General features: G+C 42.4%; 19 protein-coding genes and 1 pseudogene. 5 read left to right on the top strand and 15 right to left on the bottom strand.

Translation table 11 applies throughout. The features are described 5' to 3' along the window. Positions 1-205 (top strand): hypothetical protein (locus ACXM1Q_RS06135; RefSeq protein ID WP_458517153.1); only part of this gene is annotated, 205 nt, incomplete at its 5' end. Positions 206-207: 2 nt separating this feature from the next. On the opposite strand, the gene ACXM1Q_RS06140 is transcribed toward ACXM1Q_RS06135, so the two are convergent. From ACXM1Q_RS06140 to ACXM1Q_RS06155, 4 genes are all read right to left on the bottom strand, one after another. Then, on the bottom strand, positions 208-1,254 hold the full coding sequence (locus ACXM1Q_RS06140) for a BMP family lipoprotein (protein ID WP_458517155.1): 1,047 nt from the start codon (positions 1,252-1,254) through the stop codon (positions 208-210). Between the two features lie 268 nt (positions 1,255-1,522). After that, on the bottom strand, positions 1,523-2,575 hold the full coding sequence (locus tag ACXM1Q_RS06145; protein ID WP_458517157.1) for a BMP family lipoprotein: 1,053 nt from the start codon (positions 2,573-2,575) through the stop codon (positions 1,523-1,525). Between the two features lie 98 nt (positions 2,576-2,673). Further along, positions 2,674-3,951, bottom strand: a complete 1,278-nt coding sequence (locus ACXM1Q_RS06150; protein WP_458517159.1) for a pyrimidine-nucleoside phosphorylase — start codon at positions 3,949-3,951, stop codon at positions 2,674-2,676. After that, positions 3,948-4,538, bottom strand: a complete 591-nt coding sequence (locus ACXM1Q_RS06155) for a class I SAM-dependent methyltransferase (protein ID WP_135037354.1) — start codon at positions 4,536-4,538, stop codon at positions 3,948-3,950. The genes ACXM1Q_RS06150 and ACXM1Q_RS06155 overlap by 4 nt, the downstream gene beginning before the upstream one ends. An 89-nt stretch (positions 4,539-4,627) precedes the next feature. Between ACXM1Q_RS06155 and coaA the strand changes: the two genes are divergently transcribed. The 3 genes and pseudogenes from coaA (at position 4,628) to ACXM1Q_RS06170 (ending at position 7,581) form a co-directional block, all read left to right on the top strand. After that, on the top strand, positions 4,628-5,548 hold the full coding sequence (gene coaA, locus ACXM1Q_RS06160; protein ID WP_458517162.1) for a type I pantothenate kinase: 921 nt from the start codon (positions 4,628-4,630) through the stop codon (positions 5,546-5,548). Positions 5,549-5,615: 67 nt separating this feature from the next. Continuing rightward, complete coding sequence (gene rpsT, locus ACXM1Q_RS06165; protein ID WP_135037360.1) at positions 5,616-5,852, top strand: 30S ribosomal protein S20; 237 nt, start codon at positions 5,616-5,618, stop codon at positions 5,850-5,852. A gap of 444 nt (positions 5,853-6,296) precedes the next feature. Next, positions 6,297-7,581, top strand: a pseudogene (locus tag ACXM1Q_RS06170) (IS4 family transposase). 135 nt (positions 7,582-7,716) lie between these two features. Here the strand turns inward: ACXM1Q_RS06170 and ACXM1Q_RS06175 are convergent. The 11 genes from ACXM1Q_RS06175 to pcrA all read right to left on the bottom strand — a co-directional run bounded on the left by ACXM1Q_RS06175 (position 7,717) and on the right by pcrA (position 20,009). Then, positions 7,717-9,096 (bottom strand): sensor histidine kinase, encoded by a 1,380-nt coding sequence (locus tag ACXM1Q_RS06175; RefSeq protein ID WP_458517164.1) that lies wholly within the window; start codon positions 9,094-9,096, stop codon positions 7,717-7,719. Then, a complete protein-coding gene (locus ACXM1Q_RS06180; RefSeq protein ID WP_458517181.1) occupies positions 9,083-9,760 on the bottom strand; it encodes a response regulator transcription factor in 678 nt (225 codons plus the stop codon). The genes ACXM1Q_RS06175 and ACXM1Q_RS06180 overlap by 14 nt, the downstream gene beginning before the upstream one ends. A gap of 95 nt (positions 9,761-9,855) precedes the next feature. Further along, complete coding sequence (locus ACXM1Q_RS06185) at positions 9,856-12,402, bottom strand: M1 family metallopeptidase (protein ID WP_458517166.1); 2,547 nt, start codon at positions 12,400-12,402, stop codon at positions 9,856-9,858. 10 nt (positions 12,403-12,412) lie between these two features. After that, positions 12,413-13,723: an RsmF rRNA methyltransferase first C-terminal domain-containing protein gene (locus ACXM1Q_RS06190; RefSeq protein ID WP_458517168.1), complete on the bottom strand. Its 1,311-nt coding sequence runs from the start codon at positions 13,721-13,723 to the stop codon at positions 12,413-12,415. Then, the gene (locus ACXM1Q_RS06195; RefSeq protein ID WP_458517170.1) at positions 13,701-14,510 is read right to left on the bottom strand and encodes an inositol monophosphatase family protein; all 810 of its coding nucleotides are present in this window, start codon (positions 14,508-14,510) and stop codon (positions 13,701-13,703) included. Before ACXM1Q_RS06195 ends, ACXM1Q_RS06190 begins: the two co-directional genes overlap by 23 nt. Beyond that, on the bottom strand, positions 14,491-14,763 hold the full coding sequence (locus ACXM1Q_RS06200; protein ID WP_135037375.1) for a UPF0223 family protein: 273 nt from the start codon (positions 14,761-14,763) through the stop codon (positions 14,491-14,493). The genes ACXM1Q_RS06195 and ACXM1Q_RS06200 overlap by 20 nt, the downstream gene beginning before the upstream one ends. Continuing rightward, positions 14,747-15,166: a Spx/MgsR family RNA polymerase-binding regulatory protein gene (locus ACXM1Q_RS06205; protein ID WP_135037378.1), complete on the bottom strand. Its 420-nt coding sequence runs from the start codon at positions 15,164-15,166 to the stop codon at positions 14,747-14,749. Before ACXM1Q_RS06205 ends, ACXM1Q_RS06200 begins: the two co-directional genes overlap by 17 nt. Before the next feature lie 97 nt (positions 15,167-15,263). Further along, positions 15,264-15,920, bottom strand: coding sequence for an antibiotic biosynthesis monooxygenase family protein (locus tag ACXM1Q_RS06210; protein ID WP_135037381.1), 657 nt, complete (start codon positions 15,918-15,920; stop codon positions 15,264-15,266). Continuing rightward, on the bottom strand, positions 15,921-16,844 hold the full coding sequence (locus ACXM1Q_RS06215) for a bifunctional riboflavin kinase/FAD synthetase (RefSeq protein ID WP_458517173.1): 924 nt from the start codon (positions 16,842-16,844) through the stop codon (positions 15,921-15,923). It abuts the gene before it with no gap. Between the two features lie 12 nt (positions 16,845-16,856). Next, positions 16,857-17,738 (bottom strand): tRNA pseudouridine(55) synthase TruB, encoded by an 882-nt coding sequence (gene truB, locus ACXM1Q_RS06220; protein WP_458517175.1) that lies wholly within the window; start codon positions 17,736-17,738, stop codon positions 16,857-16,859. 9 nt (positions 17,739-17,747) lie between these two features. Continuing rightward, positions 17,748-20,009 (bottom strand): DNA helicase PcrA, encoded by a 2,262-nt coding sequence (pcrA, locus tag ACXM1Q_RS06225; protein WP_458517177.1) that lies wholly within the window; start codon positions 20,007-20,009, stop codon positions 17,748-17,750. Positions 20,010-20,141: 132 nt separating this feature from the next. Here pcrA and ACXM1Q_RS06230 point away from each other — a divergent pair, with 132 nt between their 5' ends. After that, the gene (locus ACXM1Q_RS06230; RefSeq protein ID WP_458517179.1) at positions 20,142-21,347 is read left to right on the top strand and encodes a cation diffusion facilitator family transporter; all 1,206 of its coding nucleotides are present in this window, start codon (positions 20,142-20,144) and stop codon (positions 21,345-21,347) included. The last annotated feature ends 384 nt before the right edge of the window (positions 21,348-21,731 follow it).

Raw genomic sequence — 21,731 nt, forward strand, 5'->3', positions numbered from 1 at the left:
CTATCCCTTCCTCTCCCCGCTACCTCACGATAGTCAGGCTTGGGAGTCGCTATTGGGTTCACCGGTAGCAGGTGCCCACAGAGGACTTACACCTCAGATGTACGACATGCCCGTCGTACTAAAAAAAGAGGTTGAAAAGATTCAACCTCTAATAACTAAAGCAACAGCAAACCAGGTTTCAAAGAAACCTTCTTTCATACCATAAGATTATTTTTGAGGAACTGTAATTCGTCCCGCAATAATATCTTCCTTGGCTGTTGAAACGGCTGCCTTAGCATCTGAGGAAAGTTGACCCGTTACAAGGTTAACACCACCCACTTTCAAACCATAAACCGTTGTTTGATTCCCAGGGAAGTTTCCTTGACTTGTCTTTTCTGCAATATCTTTTAAAGCTGCTCCAACTTCTTTAATCGTTGAAGTCAAAACAAAGTTTGCTTTTTTTCCATCTTTGGAAGTGTATTCTCCATCAGCTGATTGATCCTGATCCACACCGATGACCCAAACCTTGTCAGCTTCATCTCGTGTCTCATTCAAATCTTTTGCTTCTTTGAAGACTCCTGCTCCACTTCCACCTGCTGCTTGATAGATAACGTCAGCACCACCGGCATATTGTGCCTGCGCTAAAGATTTACCTTTAGACGCATCGGTAAAAGAGCCTGCGTAATCTACCTGAACTTTGATATCTGGATCCACAGATTGGACACCAGCTTCAAAACCTTTTTCAAACCGTTTGACAACCTCGGATTCAATACCGCCAATAAAGCCAACTTTTTTTGTTTGGCTCGTCTTCGCTGCTGCTACACCTGCTAGGTAAGCAGCTTCTTGATCCGCAAATGTTGCACTTGTTACATTATCCTGACCTTCAATAACCTCATCCAAAATCACATAATTGATTTCCGAATGATCTTTGGCTGCCTGCTCAACTGCGTTTTTAACAATGTAACCAATACCAATAATCAAGTTGCTTCCACTTGAAGCAGCTTGTTCAAAATTATTGGTGTAATCCGACTCCGAATCAGATTGATAATAGTCATAACCATTACCTTGGCTAAGCCCTTGAGCCTTGCCCCATTCTTCCAACCCTTCCCAAGCAGACTGGTTGAAAGATTTATCATCAACACCACCAACACTAGTTACAAGACTAGCCTTGACCTTAGCTTCTGAATTTTCTGTATTTCCTCGCTGACCGCAAGCAACTAATCCCAGTGTCGCCACTGTAAGTCCTGCAACCGCAAGCATAGGCTTCTTCTTCAAAGCGCTAACCTCCATTTTTTGCATACGAATAGCAGTATAGCATAGAAAGCTCATTTTGGCTAGGTTCATTCGTGAAAAACTGAAAAATTTTCCGTGAATTTTCAAAGTTTTATATGAAACACGAACATTTTTGGTAATAAATTCCCGTATATGCAACCAAAGAAAGAAGTCGGAGGAACCCGACTTCTTTCAAGGTAGTAAGTAATCTTACAAAAAGTGGTCTGCCCCTCTAGGTTCAGACCACTTTTTCACTATACACTGAATTTAATTATTTAGCAGGAACTTCTAAGTCACCAGAAGTAATTTTGTCTTTTGCTTCTTTAACAGCTGCTTTTGCATCATCAGACAAGTTTGTTTCTGCAAGGTCAACACCTTTATCTTTCAAACCGTAAGTGATGTGTTTACCGCCTGGGAATTTACCATCTTTAGCTTGGTTAGCCAAGTCTTGGACAGCTGCTCCAACTTCTTTCAAGGTAGAAGCTAGGACAAAGTTAGACTCTTTTCCATCCTTAGATTTATAGCTTCCCTCATCCTTCTGGTCACGGTCAACACCTATAACCCAAACTTTTTCTGCTTCGTCTTTAGTTTCGTTCAAATCTTTTGCTTCTTTGAAGACTCCAACACCAGTACCACCAGCTGCTTGGTAAATAACGTCTACACCAGCTGAGTATTGAGCTTGAGCGATTGACTTACCTTTAGCGGCATCACTGAAAGAACCTGCATAGTCGACACGAACATTGATAGAAGGATCTACAGATTTAACACCAGCTTCAAAACCTTTTTCAAAACGAGTAATAACTTCAGATTCCATACCACCGATGAAACCAATTTCTTTAGATTTCGTTGTCTTAGCAGCAGCCACACCAGCTAGGTAAGCAGCTTCATTATCCGCAAAAGTTGCTGAGGCAACATTATCCATATTGTCAATCACTTCATCGATGATGACGTAATTTGTATCTGTACGATCTTTTGCGGCTGCTTCTACGGCGTTACGAAGAGCAAATCCAATACCGAACACCAATTGGTTACCGCTTGAAGCAGCTTGCTCAAGGTTGTTTGCATAGTCTGACTCACTTTGTGATTGGATATAGCCGATACCATTTCCTTCAGAAAGACCATTTTCTTTCCCCCAAGCCATCAAACCTTCCCAAGCAGATTGGTTAAAGGACTTGTCGTCAACTCCACCAGTATCTGTTACGATAACTGCTTTAAGGTCTGTTTTAGCATCGGCGTTTTGACTTGCAGAACGGTTACCACAAGCTACTAAAGTTAGCGCAGCTGCTGCCGTCAAACCGATACCAAACCATTGTTTCTTGTTCATATTGAACCTCCTAAAAAATGTTAAAACTGATGAGTGATTGCCATCACTAAGCAAAAGACAATGTTCAGGATGTCGAAGTGGAAAACTATTCGGCTCTATTAACGAACGATTTCAATGATTTCCTTGATTTCGACCTCTTCGTTTCCTATTTTAACATTTTCCAGAAATTCTTCAAGCATAACTTTCGGAATTTCCGAATTTGCGTAAATTCTCGCTAAAACTTCCCCTTCTTCTACTCGGTCCCCCACTTTTTTCTCAAAAACAATACCTGTTTCGAAATCAAGTGGATCCGTTTTAACAGCACGACCGGCTCCCAATTTCATCGCAAACAAACCATAGTAAAGAGCTGGAAGTTCTGTGATATAGCCACTTGTTGGCGCTTTAATTTCATAGACTTCTTGGACTTGAACTGGACGGTAAAGATCTTCTAAATCTCCACCTTGAGCCACCACCATTTCTTCCAATTTCGCCAAAGCAGAACCGTTTTCAAGATGAGAATGGACCTCCTCAACAGACTTTTCAACTCCCGCTAAAGCTAACAACATTTGCCCTAACTCGCTTACAAAGTTCGTAATATCCGAACGACCTTGCCCCTTTAAAATCTCAATAGCTTCTAGCAATTCTAAACGGTTTCCAATCGCACGCCCCAAGGGCTGGCTCATATCAGTAACAACTGCCACCGTCTCACGGCCAACAGCTTTCCCCAGATTAACCATAGTCGTCGCTAACTCACGCGCTTCTTCAATGGTCTTCATAAAGGCCCCTTGTCCGACTGTCACATCTAAAAGAATAGCATCCGAACCCGCGGCAATTTTCTTACTCATAACCGAGCTAGCAATTAACGGAATTATGTCCACTGTTGCCGTCACATCTCGAAGAGCATATAGTAATTTATCTGCTTTAACCAGCTGATCAGACTGACCAATAACAGAAACACCAATATCCTGTACCTGTTGAATAAAATCAGCTTCGGGAATTTCCACCTGTAAGCCTTTAATCGACTCTAATTTATCCAAGGTTCCACCTGTATGCCCTAGGCCACGACCGCTCATCTTAGCAACCGACACTCCGAAACTAGCTACTAGAGGTGCCAAAATCAAGGTCACCTTGTCCCCAACACCACCGGTAGAATGCTTATCAACCTTAATACCCGGAATTGCTGACAAATCCACCTGATCTCCACTAGCCACCATCGCCATGGTCAGATCACTAATCTCCCTTGTATCCATTCCCTTGAAATAGATAGCCATAGCCATGGCTGCCATTTGATAATCAGGAACCGTTCCATCTACATAGCCCTCAATAAGCCAATCAATCTCCTCCTTACTTAAGCTATGACCATCACGTTTCTTCTGAATTAAATCAACTGCTCTCATTCTTTCACACTTCTAAGGATGTAATAACCCTTATCCTTTCTAATAATGTCACAATTGCCAAAGACTTCTTCCATCTTCTTCTTTGCACTTGGTGCCCCTTGTTTCTTTTGAATGACTAGGGTCAAATCTCCCCCAGACTCCAAGTATCCCGGCGCCTCCTCAATAATCCTATGAACCACCGATTTACCCGCGCGGATAGGAGGATTGGAGATAATATGGGTAAATGTCCCTGCAACCTGATCATACACATCGGAAGCAAAAATACTAGCCTCCACTCCATTGGCCTGGGCATTCTTAACTGCCAAGTCTAGAGCCCTTTCATTGACGTCCACCATCGTCACTACCTGTTCCTGCACCTTCGCCAAGGCAATTCCCAAAGGCCCATAGCCACAACCTAAATCTAACAGCGACCCTCCTGGCACAAAATCTAAGCTTTCCAACAAAACGCGCGACCCATAGTCCACCTGTTTTTTTGAAAACACACCAGCATCGGCTAGAAAACGAAAATCCGCCCCCAAAAGGGATACGCGTAACTCTCGTACATCATGTGCGGCATCTGGCTGCCGCTCAAAATACATCTTACTCATAGGTTTATTCTAACATATCCATGAGCATTATGGAAACGGTTTACAGTCCAGCAACCCTATGATATACTAGGCGAAGAAACGAGGATACTATGCAGGAATTTTTTAATTACCGTCAAATAAATAGGGAAGATTGGAGTCAACTACAATCCGATTTTACCAAAGCTGGCTTGACTCAGTCAGAATTAGATGCCATTCGCAGCCTCAACGACCCCATCCAACTAGAGGAAATCAAGGCGATCTATCTTCCTCTTATCCGTTTACTCCATATATATAAGAAAAATAAAGAAGCACTCAACCAGTCCAAAGGAGCTTTCTTAGACCAAGCTGTAACTAGATCTCCTTTCATCATTGGAATTGCGGGCAGCGTAGCCGTCGGCAAATCCACTAGCAGTCGCCTATTACGACTCCTACTCCAACAGACTTACCCTGAATTACAAATAGATTTGGTAACAACCGATGGCTTCCTTTATCCCAACGCTCATCTAGAATCCAAACAAATGATGCATCAAAAAGGTTTTCCACAATCTTATGATATGGAGAAATTACTAGACTTTCTGGATCATATTCGGAACGGTGATGCCTACGATGTCCCTCTCTACTCTCATGAAAGTTACGATATTTTACCCGATCAGTTTTTTCACTTGGAAAACACCGATATCTTAATTGTGGAAGGGATCAATCTCTTTCAAATCTCAGATCAACCCAACCTCTATAGTCTCGATTATTTTGACTTTTCCATCTATATCGACGCCCCCACTGCCCTCATCGAGCAATGGTATTTGGAACGCTTTCTCAAATTGAGGGAGTTAGCTATGGATAAACCTGAAAATTACCACCATCGCTTCAGTCTGATGAGTTCAACTGAAGCCTTAAGCTATGCGCGACATATTTGGGAAAGTATCAACTTGGTCAATCTGCAACAGTATATTCAACCAACACGAAACAGAGCTCAAATGATTCTCCATAAAGATCAGAAGCACAAAATTGATAAAATCTACTTAAAAAAATGAATTCTCCTTGTCAATCGTCCAAAATTTCTGTATAATTAGATAGTTATTACATATGGAGGTGAACATTTTGGCAAATATTAAATCAGCTATCAAACGCGCTGAATTGAACGTAAAACAAAACGAAAAAAATTCAGCTCAAAAATCAGCTATGCGTACTGCTATCAAGAACTTCGAAGCTAACCCAACTGAAGAACTTTTCCGTACTGCATCTGCTGCTATTGATAAAGCAGAAACAAAAGGTTTGATTCACAAAAACAAAGCAAGCCGCGATAAATCACGCCTTGCTGCTAAACTTGCTAAGTAAGAAAGTTAGAAGCTCCTTGTGAGCTTTTTTCTTTTGCCTCATTAAGGGGCTAAAACAGATGAAGAAACCATCCTATCTGTTTTTATGACTGCCGTTAGGACAGCTCTATCACTCAACACTTTCATTTCATCGGTATTCCCTTACCCCCTATCACTAGGCATGATGGCAGAGAAGAGGCATCCATATTCGACATTAAATCCTATGATCACTAGCTCACTGACATCATGATTTGAAAGAATGGTTTGTAATTCTGTTCCTCCATTTCTCTCTATCCCATTTTAAAAAATAAGATAGGCGAGATCCTGAAGCAACAAACTTCAATAACATAGCACAAAACAGGTTAGGAAGCCCCTCAATGTCATTAAGTTAAGGATTTCGAAAGCTCGATTTATGAGCTTTCGAAATCCTTTTTTTGCTATACTTAGGCTAAAGGAGGTGGTTTTAATGCCAAATCAAGTAAGGAAGCAATTGCGAAATAGTGTTACTACTGTGATGGGGCAAGATAGGGGAAGTTTGCTCTCTAAACCTTCAGATTTTACTCGAAATCGAGAATTATCTCTTGAGAACGTAGTGAATTTAGTACTTAGAATGGGTGGAAAATCTATTTCAAAAGAATTGTTAGATGCTAATATTTGGGCAACGGAATCTGCTTTTGTACAAGCTCGCTATAAAATTAAACCAACGGCCTTCTATAAAATATTTAAAGAATTCACATCAAAAATTCCTATCCCTGATTCTGTCCCTATTCTAGCGGCAGATGGGAGTGATGTGAATATCCCTAGAAATTCTAAAGATGAGGAGACCTCTTTTCAAGTTGGCGAAGGAAATAAATCGTATAACCTGATTCATCTTAATGCATTTTATGATTTAAACACAGGTATTTATACTGATGTAAGGGTACAGGATAAAAGAAAGGCGGATGAGCGGCAGGCAGTCATTGAAATGATGGAGGTTTCTCCCTTTTGAAACAGCTCTTGTGATAATGGACAGGGGATATGAAAGCTACAATCTCATGGCGCATTTCGAGGAAAAAGGTTGGCAATATATTATCCGTGTTAAGAGTGGAAAGAAATCTTTTGCATCTAGATTTCATTTGCCAGATACTCCAATTGAGGAAGAGGTGACCATCAAATTGTCTAGAAATCAAACAGACAAGATGAAACATCTTTATAAACTTAATCCAGAAAATTACCGATTTGTACCAAACAACTCTAGATTTGATTTCCTACCGGACTCTATCAATTATGGAAGTAATCCTAAATTTTATGAACTAGATTTTCGGATTTTAAAGATTCCGATAGGGGACGGAAAATATGAGGTCCTCGTTACAAATTCAGACCTACCTTTTGAAGATATTAAAAAACTCTATGCACGTAGATGGGGCATAGAGACAAGTTTTAGAGACCTAAAGTATAGTATAGGACTGGTTAATTTTCATGCAAAGAAGAAGGAAGGTGTTCTTCAAGAAATCTATGCACGTTTTACAGAGTTTAACTTCTGTAGATGGATCACAATGAAAATTAATGATACCATGTCCAGCTTAGAAAACTACCAAATCTGCTTTTCTGATGCTGTTTATGCCTGCAAACAATTCCTGAAAAACAGGCTCACTTCTTCTCAGTTGAAAACTTACATAGAGAAACATTTGTCAATCATTCGTCCAGGTCGAACCTTTAAAAGGCGACTGAGAACTCAATCAGTAGTAAGTTTCACCTATAGTGTATCATAATTTTTAAAAAAGGTCACAAAAACCTTTATTTGGCGTGCACAAAAAGACCACTTTCGAAAGTCAGATATCAATTTGAACTTCCAAAGTGGTCTTATCTTAGATTCTAGGTCTTAACTTAATGACATTGGGAAGCCCCTAACCTGTTTTGTGACTGTCTTTGTTTTCTTTCCTAGCCTTCCGACGTCCACGATAGCGTTTCTTGCCCTCTTTGCTAAGGGTGAGTTCAAAGATACTTCCTGTAGGTGTATTATCTTTGACTTGGATATCTGCATTCAAGGCATCAATGATTTGTTTAGCCAAGGAGAGGCCCAAGCCAAAGCCTGAACTTTGACGAGTACGAGCCTTATCGACACGGTAAAAGCGATCAAAAATACGTGTCTTATCTTCATCAGAAATCCCAATCCCATTATCCCAAACTTGGATCCGAAGATCACCGTTACGATCTTGGGAATAGAGCTGAATCCCAACCTGACCGTCATCCTCGGTGTATTTAATAGCATTATCAAACAGGATCGTCAAAACCTGTTTCAGCAAAACCTTGTCTGATTGAATTTGTCCTTGAAAGTCATTAACATACTGGAAATTTTTTCCATTTTCCTGAGAAACTAATTCAAAATTTTCCAGAATATCTTCAAAAAATTTAGAATCAATCGTTTCTAGAACAGGAATAATACCGTCATCACGACGGGCCATATTAAGAAGATTCGTCGTCAACTTCCGCATATTCCGAACTTCTTCCAAACTAGCCGCAACCGACTCACTTTCATCCAAAATTGTCGCTTGAGGCTTACGGAAAAGTCCCTCTAAGCGATTTTGGAGAACCGCTAATGGAGTGCGGAGCTCGTGACTGGCGTTCTCAATAAAAGTCTTTTGGCGCTGCATGCTATCAAGGATGGGCGCCATCGTCATCTTGGCCAAGTAATAACTAGCAATAATAGATATCAACCAGAAAATTGTCATCACCATGATAACCGTTTTCTCATTATTAGCGTTGGTCGCTTGGATTTGATTGGTATTGATTAACACAGAAGCATAGGCGATTCCTTCAATAGATTGAGATAGTTCTAAGGGAAAACAGATTTCTCGGAAAGATTCAATTTCTCCAAAGGTTGTTCGCATCTCCACCTGACGAATTTTATGGAAATCCTTTTTTAAATTCAATTTCAATTCTGTTGTATCCACTAAATGACTTGGCGTTGAAAGAACCTCGCCTTTTTCATTAAAGAGAAGAACTTCAGAATTGGCAGAAAGTGGAGCCTCGATATTTTTAAGATCTTTTTCAATCCCTGCAATATTTTCCGAATAACTATTTAAAGACCGCAAAGCAGCCAAAACCGTTGCTTCAGAATTCTGACTATAATTCCGTAAAGTTGTATCAACAGAACTGTAGATCCCCGACCGCATGATTTGCAGGATTAAGAGCGTCATAGTTCCAAAAATCAAGGTAAAAACGGTGACATAGCGAACAAAATAAGGAAAATTAGCAGATTGGACTTTGTCTCTAACCTTCTTCATGTTTCAATATATATCCTACACTTCTAAGCGTCTGCAAATGTTCTGCAAAAACACTACCTTTGAGCTTCTTGCGAATCTTAGACACATACACTTCAACAACAGATATCGTGGTATCTGAATCAAACCCCCAGATACGGTCAAAAATTTGGGACTTAGGCAAAATAACATTTTGGTTCTGCAAGAAATAGACCAGTAAATCAAACTCCTTCCCCAAAAGCTCCACCTCTTTCCCGGCCATCTTGGTGCTATTAGTATTGAGATCCACCTCAATGTCCCCATAAGTTAATTGATTAACATTGAACTTTCCTGAACGCTTGAGCAAGGCCTGAATCCGCATCTTCAATTCCTCAAGATAGAAAGGTTTCGTCAAATAGTCATCGGCTCCCAATTCAAAGCCATGCCCCTTGTCTTCTAAACTTTCTTTGGCTGTCATAATCAAAACTGGAGTACTGACACCTTTTTCACGCAATTCTTGCAGAACTTGGAAACCATCTTTTTCTGGCAACATTAAATCAAGAAGAATCAAATCATAGATACCAGATTCTGCCTCATAAAGACCTTCTTCTCCATCAAACACCTGCATAACATCCGCAAAATCATCCAAAAAATCAAACACAGAATTGGATAAATTCAAGTCATCTTCGACCAACAAAATCTTAATCATCATTACTCCTCTTTCAAAAAGGCTTGGAGCCTGTCTAGGTCCCAAGCCTTCGGTAGATCTTTTCTCCTATTTTAACTGCGGAAACTTAAAAAATCCTAATTCCCTTTAAGAGCTGCAAGTACCTGTTCCCGATCACGTTCCATTAAGGCTACACGCGCCTCAATTTCATTGATTCCCATAAGAATATTCCGCTGCATCGCCATATCTTCCACTTTTGGTTGGAAGAATTCTTTATAGGCCTGTAACTGGTCACGACGGTGGAAACTATTAGCCGGATAGATAATATACTTATCAAAGGACATATCTCCTCCCAATGCATCCACAATCCAATCCCAGTTTTGGCAAGCCCAGTTCCAAGCCAAAGGACTCGCTGTTGCTTGAAGTAAGAAAACTCGGTACCAAGAAAGTGCCAAATCTTGTGGTTTCACCACTGATTTATCCCGCCATTTTGATAGAAGCAACTGAAGATGTTCCTCCTCTTGTGCATATGACAAGGCAGTAGCCAACTGACGTTGGAAGGTTCCATCGGTTGCCTGTTGGTACAAATCCAGATAGAGCTCTACTAGCTCTCTTGATTCAGACGATTTCATTTGGTTGATTAATACTTGTGAGCGAATAGAAGCCGGTGTGTCTTCCAGATTGTTTTTATACTGCTCAAAAAGGGCTGCGACACCTTCCACAACAGGACTAGCTCCCGCTTCTACCAGTTGGCTGAGGGCTACTTGGCGAACCAACTCATCCTGCTCCGCTTCTCCAGCTTGTGGGATTAAGCCTAAGGACTCAATAGCTGGTCCAAAAAGCTGAGATACTTTCTGGTTCAAGACAGCTCGGGCTTGCTCCTCTTCTTCTAGGAATCGAGCTAAGGCACGAACGACATTAGCCCAGGCAGAGAGAACGATAAAAGCCTTCTCTTCTGGCCATTTTTCCATCAAAGCAAGCAAAGCAGCATAAGAAATCCGTCCAGATTCCGCTAATAATTGCTGTTCCTGAATCAGTTGCAGACGGCTAGTAGCATCAAGGTTAGATAGGTTTTCCAACAAGGAGTCACCAACTGAACCTTGATAGTCACAAATATAGTGAGCTGTATTCCCATCATTAAGGCGAAGTGCTCCCGCTTCTGCATTTGCAGCCGCCAACTCAGCATAACCAGGAATCACCAACGTCTTGTCGGTCATCATATCAGGAAGCCCTTGCCAATTACTATTGAGCGGAATATGCCACAAACGTTGTTTGTCTTCCCTTTGACCCAAGAAGAATTGCTCCTGGGTCAACACTAAATTATCCCCCTCTAGAGCAACCGTGACAACTGGATAGCCTGGCTGCTCCAACCAAGATTCCATAAAGGCGCCAACTTCCTTACCAGAAGCAGATTCCAAGGCAGCCCAAAGATCAGTCCCTACCGTATTGCCATATTGATGCTTACGGAAGTAGGCTCCCAAACCTTTAGAAAAGACCGGATCTCCCAACCAACGATGCAACATATGCATGAGACGGCTCCCCTTAGCATAAACAATCGCAGGATCAAAGAGTGTATTCACCTCATCTGGATGATTCACAGCTACATGGACAGATTGCACGCCATCTGTCGCATCCCGGCGTAAGGAAAGTGGAATACCAGTAGTCTGGAAGTCTTCCAAAATATTCCAACCTGGCTCCAAATGGTCCACGCTGACATATTCCATCATGTTGGCAAAGCTCTCATTTAACCAGAGATCGTCCCACCATTGCATGGTAACCAGATTACCAAACCATTGATGAGCTACTTCATGGGCAATTACCAAAGCAACTTGTTGACGACTGTGGAAACTTGAATTCGCATCCACCAAAAGGTAGACTTCCCGATAGGTTACCAATCCCCAGTTTTCCATAGCTCCTGAAGAGAAGTCAGGTAAAGCTAGGTGCAAAGATTGAGGAATAGGATAGGGTACGTCAAAATAATCTTCGTAGAAAGCAATCACACGCTTGGCAATATTCAAGGCAAATTCGAGATTTCTTTCTGGATGGGCCTTGCTAGCATAAACACCAACCAAGGTACCACGCTCTGTTCGATCAGTGATTCCTTGAAGATCACCAATCCCAAATGCCAAAAGATAGGTCGACATCCGAGGTGTCCGCTCAAAAGTCCAGATACCTGTTTGCTCCCCTCGCCCAGGCTCCTGTTCTGGCATATTGGAAAGGGCTATCTCCCCCTCTGTTTGGTCAAAACGCAGAGTCAGATCAAAAGTTGCCTTCGCTTCTGGTTCATCGACGCAGGGAAAAGCTTCGCGAGCAAAGTGACTCTCAAATTGAGTCGAAATAATTTCCTTGTCCTGCCCCTCCAAGCGATAGTAAGAAGGATAAATCCCCGTCATGCGATCGTTGATATTCCCTTGATAAGTCACCACAACTGTAACATCTCCGGTTTCAAGACCAGAAGCCGTCACCAAATCATTTTCTTGATCAACCACAAAATCTCGATTTTGCCCCGCAACAGATAGAGATAGAATTTCTAGGTCTTTCTGATGCAACGATAAATCACTGGCTGATAAGTGTCCTTGGATGGTCACCTGACCTGAAAAGGTACGAGCCTTACGATCAATCATGAGATCTAGATCATAATGTTCTGGTTGAAATTCTCGATATAAACGTCGTAATTCTGCCATAATTTCCCCTTTATTGAAAACGTAAACCTTTAGGATAGTGATTTTTCACCATTCCTTGACTAATTTTTACAAAGCCTAAGCCATTTTGACCACAAACTAATTGATACCAGCCGTTTGATGGATTTCCTTGTGCTGGTAAGCTTTGACCAGCTACATAGGCTTTAAAATCTTCTTCTGGTAACTCATAAATCCGTAGCGATTGGCTCGGCTTTAAAGCAATCCCCAAAGCAAAACTAGGTTCAAAACGCTTTTTCTTGAAGGTGCCTAGATGTAAACCATTCCGAGCAATCCGTATCTTATCTAGGGCCGGTAGACCTTCTGGTAACAGATACAACTCGTCTCCAAATGTTTGCAATACTCCTGTCAAGCCCTCTTTCAAATGAGCTTTTTCAAAGGTTTGCCACAAGTTTTTTTGGTCTGCATTCAAGTTGCTCCGTGTTGCCTTGAATTTCTTAGCCTTGTTTGTCCCTCGATAATGCAAACGGGCTAAAAATTGTCCCTCCCCTTTGAAGTGATGAGGATACATCCTAGCTGTCTCCGCAAGATTCAAGCCTGAAACCATCCCATTTTTGAGAGGGACTTGCTCCAAATCAAAGTCATATTCTGATAGTAACCAGGAAACAATCTCCTCATTTTCTTCTGGAGCCCAAGTACAAGTTGAATAGACAAGACGACCACCCGGAGCCAGCATCGTGACAGTAGCCTCTAAAATCTCCCGTTGGAGACTAGCACACTGCTCAGGATAGTCCAAGGTCCAGTAATCCATAGCGTCAGCCTGTTTCCGAAACATCCCTTCTCCAGAACAGGGAGCATCTAGAACAATGACATCAAAAAATCCCTTAAAGACACGACTTAAAGCTTTTGCATCCGTATTAGTCACCACAGCATTCTGGGCTCCAAAGCGCTCCATGTTTTCAACCAGTATCTTAGCTCTTTTGGGAGAAATTTCATTAGAGACTAAGAGCCCCTGATTGTTAAGGTAGGACAAAATGTGGGTCGATTTGCCACCTGGTGCCGCTGCCAAGTCCAAGACCTTCATGCCTGGTTCAATACCCGCAGCATCGACTACCATCTGGGCAGCTGGCTCCTGTGAATACAATTGTCCCGTCACATGTTGCAAAGATTTCCCTGATACCTTTCCATAATAGGACCATGGCATTCCCGGTATTGGCTCAACCCCTTGAGGAAGTTGTAGAGATTCTTTCAAGGGATTCACCCGAAAGCCCGCAACCGGCTCCTCTTCAAACGTCGCAAAAAAAGCTGCACTTTCTGAACCCAGGATGGTCTGATACTTCTCTTTAAACCCTACCGGAAAAGGCATGACTGGTACCCCCTTTGATTTTTTCCAAAAAATAATCCTCTAAATGGGCTGGAATTAAGAAAACCGGTTGCTTCCCTTGAAAACGGAGGGATTCCCCTTGAGCTTCGACCAACTTGTATCCTAAAGATTCAGATAACACATAGGCTGCTGCATAATCCCAAGGCTCCAAATAGGACGCATAGGTCAAGAGCTTCCCTTGCAAGACCTTGAGAAAACTAATTCCCGCACTACCATAAACACGAACACCCAGGCTATCTCGAGCAATATCAGCTAAGCCAAAGCTGTTGCCGTGTAACATCGCTGCATTTCCCGACACCAAGGATCGTTCCACAGAGACACAAGCTGCCTGTCCTTCATAGCGAACTCCATTGCGAAAAACAGGTAGACTTCCTCCTCCCGATAGAAGAACGTGGTTCATAACGTCGTAAATCATCGCAAAACCTGCCTGCCCATCCTGGAAAAAGGCCAACATCATCGCAAAATTTTCCCCTTGGGCTATCAAATTATTAGTTCCGTCGATAGGATCCAAAATCCAGACAGCTCCAAGCTGAGCATTCGGTTGCTCCGTCTTTTCCTCTGCAAAAAAATAATCATTTGGAAACAGTTGACTTAAATGTGTGATAAAAAAATCTTGCACAGCTACATCTAGATTGGTAACCAAATCCGTGCGATCCTTTTTACAATCAATTTCTAAGGGTTGTCTTAAAGCCTTCCTCACCATCTCCGCGGCCTCTTGCATCAAGTTCAATGCCACTTCATAGCGGAATTTACAGTCGAATTCTGCCATTCCCTCGCTCCCTAGCAGCTTGTTGTGCGCGATACAAGGAGTATCCACTAGCTGCCTCAAATTCACGTCCCAAAGTCTTTTCCAGAGCCTTTCCTGGGACAACTTGTTTAAATTTCTCATAAGCCTCTAGAAGGACCCGTGCCTCCACACCACCTTCATAAGCTTCTTCCACGCGATTGAAAAAAGAGAGTACCGAAGCCAATTCTTCAGTACTCCAACTCTCATCAAACGGATAACTATACTGATTCCTCATGTCGATCAATCTCCGCTCTTAATGTTGCATTTTTTAATTCTTGTTTACGATAGCCCCTAGGTAAGAAAACCCTAATTTCATCCTCATTAAAGCCAACTTGAAGGCGCTTGGAATCAAGGATAATCGGACGACGTAAAAGACTAGGATTTTGCTCAATCAAACTTAGGAGTTCTGAAATGGGCAACTCCTCTAAATCTACATTTAATTTCTGAAATATCTTGGAACGTGTTGAAATAATATCGTCCGTTCCATTTTCTGTCAACGATAAAATATGACGTAATTCTTCAACTGTCAAAGGACTCGTCATAATATTATGTTCTTGAAAAGGGACCTCGTGTTTGGTTAACCAAGCACGCGCCTTTCGACAGCTGGTACAGCTGGGGGATAAGAATAAAGTAATCATCGTAAGATTCGCCTTCCAACCTACATACTATATCCATTTTATCAAAAATGGAAGGGATTTCCTAGTCTTTTTTGAAAACTTAAAAAAACTTGTAGAATTACAAGACCCCTAAATCCCATAATTCAATTCCTCGTGTAGCTACCACATCCATTCCTAGCGAGAAATCTACTAAATCCTGTGGCTCCCATCTCAAGGTCACTTCCTCATGCTTGAAACCTTCCTCATCCGCCAGTAAATCTTCCTCTTTTTGCTGAGAAAAAATTTCAAATTGATACCAATCCTCAGGCGATTGTTTATCACAACCGAGATAGAAAGCATGCAAGCCTTCTTTTTGGAAAACATATTTCTGAGTTAGACGATTCAGACGATCCTTGGCTTCAAGATTCGGAGCCTCTCCTTGGAATAGGGTCAAGCGTAAGCCTGAGCCTACCTGTGGCAAGTCTTTGCTCAATTTTTCTAACAAGATGAGCCCTTCGAGACGAACATAAGCTTGTTCACGTACAAATGGCTGTGTTAACTCTTGGTAACGCTGATAACTCTCCGAATTGAGATAGTCAAGATAGGCTTGCTCTGAAGTGAAAATTTCCAAGATCAAATACAGATCCTCTTGTTCGGGACTCCGAAAAGCATAAAAACTAATTAGGTTTTGCTCAACTTCTTGAAAGTAGCTAGCCAAATTTCCCAAAAGTCTTAAAAACTCAACCTTCTCATCTGGGTGGATTGAGATTCGAAATAAATTCATTACACGGTTCATCTAGGTACGCTCCTTCCATTCCCTCGCTTTTACTGCATCATCTTCTAATTGCTCAATCAAAGACTGAACACTTGTAAATTTTACCATATCTCGTAAGCGGCACAGCCAATCAATTTTTAAACGATGGCCATAGATATCGGCTGAAAAATCAAAAATATTGACTTCAAAACGCAACTCATCTCCATCAAAGGTGACGTTTTTACCAACTGAAGCCATACCACGATAGACCTTCCCACCTTCATGAACATTTACTACATAAACTCCATCTGAAGGCATATGAACTCGATCTAAAGGAGCCAAGTTAGCTGTTGGATAACCAATCGTTCGTCCCCGAGCATCTCCATGAACTACAATACCACAGGTCTGATAAGGTCTTCCTAAAAGGTCCGCCACTTCTTGAACCTCTCCCTGCGCTAGTGCTTGACGAATCCGTGTCGAACTGACCTTTTGTCCATCCAAGTCGTAAGATGGAACAATCTCTACCTGACCTGGAAAAGAAGAGGAAAGAAGTTGAGCTCCTTGTCGGTCACAGCCAAAATGGTAATCGAAGCCAACTACTAATTTCTGAGCCTTGAGACTGGCTACATAGGTATCCAGAAATTCTTGTCCTGTCAAACTTCCAAACTCGCTGGTGAAATCCTGTAAGTAAAGCAAGTCAACACCGACCTCTTCCAATAATTCCTCTCGCAATTCTGGACTTGATAAATGCAGCAGCAGATCCGTTCGAAAACGACTAAAAGCCAGTTGAGGAGATTCTGGAAACGTCAAGAGAGCCACCTTCAGACCAGACTGATCTGCCAGCTGCCGAGCCCGTTTAAACAATTGTTGATGCCCCTTGTGAATCCCATCAAAATAGCCTAAAACCAAAATAGTTGGCTCTGTTTGATGAATATCCCGCCAATTCTGAATGGTTTGTTTTTTCATTCTTTCTCCTTACTAGACAAATACCTTGTGAGGTTTAAACATATCTCCTTTTTTCTCCAGAATCGCTAACAATTTACCTTCATAAAAAGCAGCTACACGGTTTTGAGAAACTGCCGCCTGAATCCAACGTCCATATCTTAATTCCTCAGCTTCTTCCCGACTCAGATCATAAGCGGGTAGACTGGAAACCCCATATTCCAAAGGCAATAGGAATGTCTCTTGGCCTTGTGCTACCAATTCTTCAATCGCCTCTAAACGATAAGCTGATTCCAAACTTAGACCAGCTGATTGGGTACGTACCAATCGAGACATGTGACTGGCAAAACCTAACCGCGATCCCAAATCCACCGCTAACGTCCGAACATAGGTCCCTTTCGAACAACTCACTCGGAAGTCAAAACGTACAAGCCCGTTTTCCCAACGCAGCTCTGATTGGCGTGAAAACTCCTGGATGGTGACCTGACGGACTGGACGCTCGACTTCTTCTCCAGCTCTAGCATATTCATAAAGCTTACGCCCCTTCACCTTCACGGCTGAGTACATCGGAGGAATCTGTTGAATGGTTCCTTCTAAGGTCGCCATAGCGGCATCAATCTGAGCAAGTATTACTTGGCCTTCCTGAATCGGGGTTTCTTGAACCCGCTCTCCCCAGGCATCTTCTGTAGTTGTAGCATAACCTAGAGTGATCTCACCTTCGTAGATTTTACCACCATCTTGCATATATTCAATGAGCCGAGTTGCCTTACCAACAGCAATCGGCAAAACTCCAGTCACTTGAGGATCCAAGGTTCCACCGTGCCCAATTTTTTTCGTTTTCAAAATACGACGAAGTTGCCCCACCACATCGTGGCTGGTCATCCCTGCCGCCTTATTCACCGCAATCATTCCATCCATAGCTTTCTCCTAAATTTTTTCAATGGGAGCCAAAGCTGCCAGTACTTTCTTCACACCTAACTCTGGGAAGGAAATCTTCAATTCCTGGGCATCTCCAGAACCAGAAACTGCCAAAACTGTTCCTTGTCCCCATTTCCGATGGGCTACTTGATCTCCAATTTCCCAAGCAGTAGTCGCCACCTGACTTGTAGGAGCTTGACTTCTCAATGACTGAGGTTGAGCAGCCTGTTTCCGCAAGCGAATCGCTTCTTCTAAACTCATACCTTGACCAAATTTTTGCCCTGCTTGATTCGTATAAGATACTGCAAAACTCGTATTAGCTGGCTTTGCCAATCCCTGGTAATCTAAAAGAGAACTCGACATTTCATTCAGGAAACGACTCGGCTTATTATAGCTTGTTCGACCATAAAGAAGGCGCGAATTAGCATTGGTCAAAAAGAGTCCTTCTTCTGCCCTTGTAATTCCCACATAAGCTAAGCGCCGTTCTTCTTCCAACTCATCTGGATCTTGGCTAGCACGAGATAGGGGGAATACATTTTCTTCCATACCAATGAGGAAAACAAAGGGAAACTCCAAACCTTTAGCCGCATGTAAAGTCATAAGGGTTACCTCAGCAGCTTCTGCTTCCCCTTCATCCGCTTCTGAGCTCAGGGCTAGATCCACCAAAAATCGTCCTAGACGATCCAATCCAGTTTCACCGTCTTCTGCTTCCCCCTCATCAAAGGACTGGGTAACGGATAGAAACTCTTGGATATTCTCCAGGCGACTCTGTGCTTCCACTGTGCGTTGGGCTTCCAGACTCTGGCGATAACCCGAATCGTCTAACAGAGTGTTGACCAGTTCCGTCACGGTCCACTGATCTAACTGCTGACGTAAGCGATTCATCATTGTCGCAAAATCTTCAACGGCTTGAGCTGCTTTACCTTTCAACGGAGATAGGATGAGGTCGCTACTAGCTTCTAGAAGAGAGAGTCCCTGCTGCTGGGCAAAATCCCGCAACTTGCTAACAGTTCCTGGGCCAATCCCACGTTTGGGTTCATTAATAATCCGCTCAAAACTAATATTATCCTTGGGATTGGCCAATAAATTCAAATAAGCAACCAAGTCACGAATCTCTTTACGGCTGTAGAACTTCGTTCCGCCAACCATGGTATAAGGAATCGCCGACTTCATCAAGGATTCCTCAATTGTCCGGGATTGAGCATTCGTTCGATACAAGACCGCTATATCTTTATAATTCTTCCCTTCTTCTAAAACCAGTTGCCGAATCGTCTTAGCAACGAAGAAAGCTTCTTCCTGTTCATTGGTTGCCCGGTAATACACTAAGCTTTGGCCTTCAGGATTCTGTGTCCACAATTTTTTAGGACGACGGTTTTTATTGTGAACAATTACCTCATTTGCAGCTTGCAAAATCTTTTTGGTAGAGCGGTAATTTTCCTCTAAGAGGACGACCTTTGCGGACTTGTAATCCCGTTCAAAATCCAAAATATTTTGCATGTCGGCACCTCGCCAACCATAGATGGACTGATCCGCATCACCAACGACACAGATATTTTGAAAACGAGAAGCCAACAGTTTAACCAATTGGTACTGAGCTTGGTTGGTATCTTGGTATTCATCTACATGAATGTATTGGAACTTTTGCTGATAATAGGTTAGCACATCTGGATTCTGATCAAAAAGGCGTAATGTCATCATAATGAGATCATCAAAATCCATTGCTTCGGATTGTCGCAATTCTCGCTGGTAAGCCTTGTAACATTTGGCTACAACTTGACTATACATATCACTAGCCTGCGCTTCATAAGCTCGATCATCTATTAACTCATTTTTCGCATTCGAAATTGTTCCTAGAACAGCCCGCTCATTCCATTTCTGTGGATCCAAATTAAGTTCTTTAAGAATCCGCTTCATCAAGGTTCGTTGCTCTCCTGGATCGACAATCGTAAAATTGCGGTTATAGCCTATATAATCTGCATCTCGACGTAAAATTCGGACACACATAGAGTGGAAGGTCGCAATCAAACAATCTTGCGTTGCTGGATTTAAAGCAAAAGCCCGTTCCTTCATCTCCCGCGCTGCCTTATTCGTAAAGGTAATCGCTAAAATATTCCAGGGGTTCACCATTTTTTCATCAATGAGATAGGCAATACGATGAGTCAGAACTCGCGTCTTACCTGAACCTGCCCCTGCCATAATCAGCAAAGGACCTTCCGTTGTTTGGACCGCCTCCGCCTGGCGCTCATTCATACCCGCTAACAGTGGATTCATCTTGTCTCCTTGTAATTGTGAAAATATCTTCCCCCATTATAACATTTGACGCCTTTAACCTCCAATCTCGGTCATTGAATTTCCTAGTCCCTTTTGTTAAACTTTTTGAAAAAAGAAAAAAAGGAAGATCCAATGTCCAGTCCAACTCAGAATTTAAAAATGGCGGAACGCGGTGCACTTCTAGCTATCGCAACCTATATCCTGCTGTCTATCTTCAAAATTATCACTGGTCATCTCTTCGGATCGGCTTCCATCACAGCAGATGGCTTGAATAATATGACTGATATTTTAGGGAATGTCGCTGTCCTTATTGGCTTACGCCTAGCCCAAAAACCTGCAGATCGCGACCACAAATTCGGGCATTGGAAAATGGAAGACCTCGCTAGCCTCATTACCTCACTGATTATGCTACTAGTCGGTTTTCAAGTCCTCTTCCAAAGCATGGAAGACCTGCTCCAAGGTAAGCAAGAGAGTTTTGACCCCCAAGCTATCTGGGTGGGGCTTTTCTCCGCTTTAGTCATGACTGGAGTCTACCTCTACAACCGTAATCTAGCCAAACGTGTACATTCTAAAGCCCTTGAAGCTGCAGCTATGGACAATCTTTCCGATGTGCTTACGTCCTTGGGAACAAGCTTAGCCATTCTAGCAAGTCAATTTCAGTTCTATCTCATCGATAAGATTATTGCGATTATTATCAGTCTCATTATCCTAAAAACCGCCTACGATATCTTCCGAGAAGCCACTTTTTCTCTCTCCGATGGCTTTGATGAAAATCTCTTAGAACAGTATAGCCAAAGCATTCTAACGGTTCCCAAAATTGACCAAGTCAAAGAAATCAGAGGTCGTAGCTACGGAAGCCATATTTACCTCGACCTAATCCTAGCTATGAATCCCGATCTCTCCGTCTACGAAAGCCACACAATTGCCGATCAAGTTGAGCACCTGCTCCAAGACCAATATGGCGTCTTCGACATCGATATCCACATCGAACCCTCTCCCATTCCAGAAGATGAAGACATGGACTTCCTCCTCAAAAAACTCTTCCTCTACCAAAGCCAGGTCGAAGCTGGACAAAACCTCGACGACTACATCGCCGAGGACTTCACCTATATCCCTATGAACGGCCAAGTCCAAGACCGTACCGCCTATCTAGTAGCCAAACACCAAGAAATGGCCTTCAAAAAATTCCAAGTCAAATCCATCAGCCAAAAAACAAAACTAGTCTCCTACCAACTCAACGGCAAGCAACACACCACCATCTGGCGCCGCCACGAAGACTGGCAACAGATCTTCCACCAGGAGACTCAAATTGAGAAAGAGGGAGATGAGTTGGAATAATATTAAAACTTATTCACGTTACATAAAAAGAATGGCTTGGAATCAGTGCTTCTTATGGATACTTTACTTCGTAAAAGTACGGTCTTGCAGACGGCGATCTCGCCACAATGGAAAGGCGGCGAGATAACAAAAACGCCTTCAAACCACAAGGATATTTTTGTCGTATTAGTCGACTTCCCCAAGTCGCCCAAAGTCATTTTTCAAAATGACTTGTCGGACTGCTTCGCTATTGTCCGACAAAAAAGCTGACCCCAAAAGACAATGTCATTAAGTTAAGGATTTCGAAAGCTCGATTTATGAGCTTTCGAAATCCTTTTTTTGCTATACTTAGGCTAAAGGAGGTGGATAGAATGCCAAATCAAGTAAAGAAGCAACTACGAAAAA

The sequence above is a fragment of the Streptococcus sp. 10F2 genome (genome assembly GCF_054331515.2).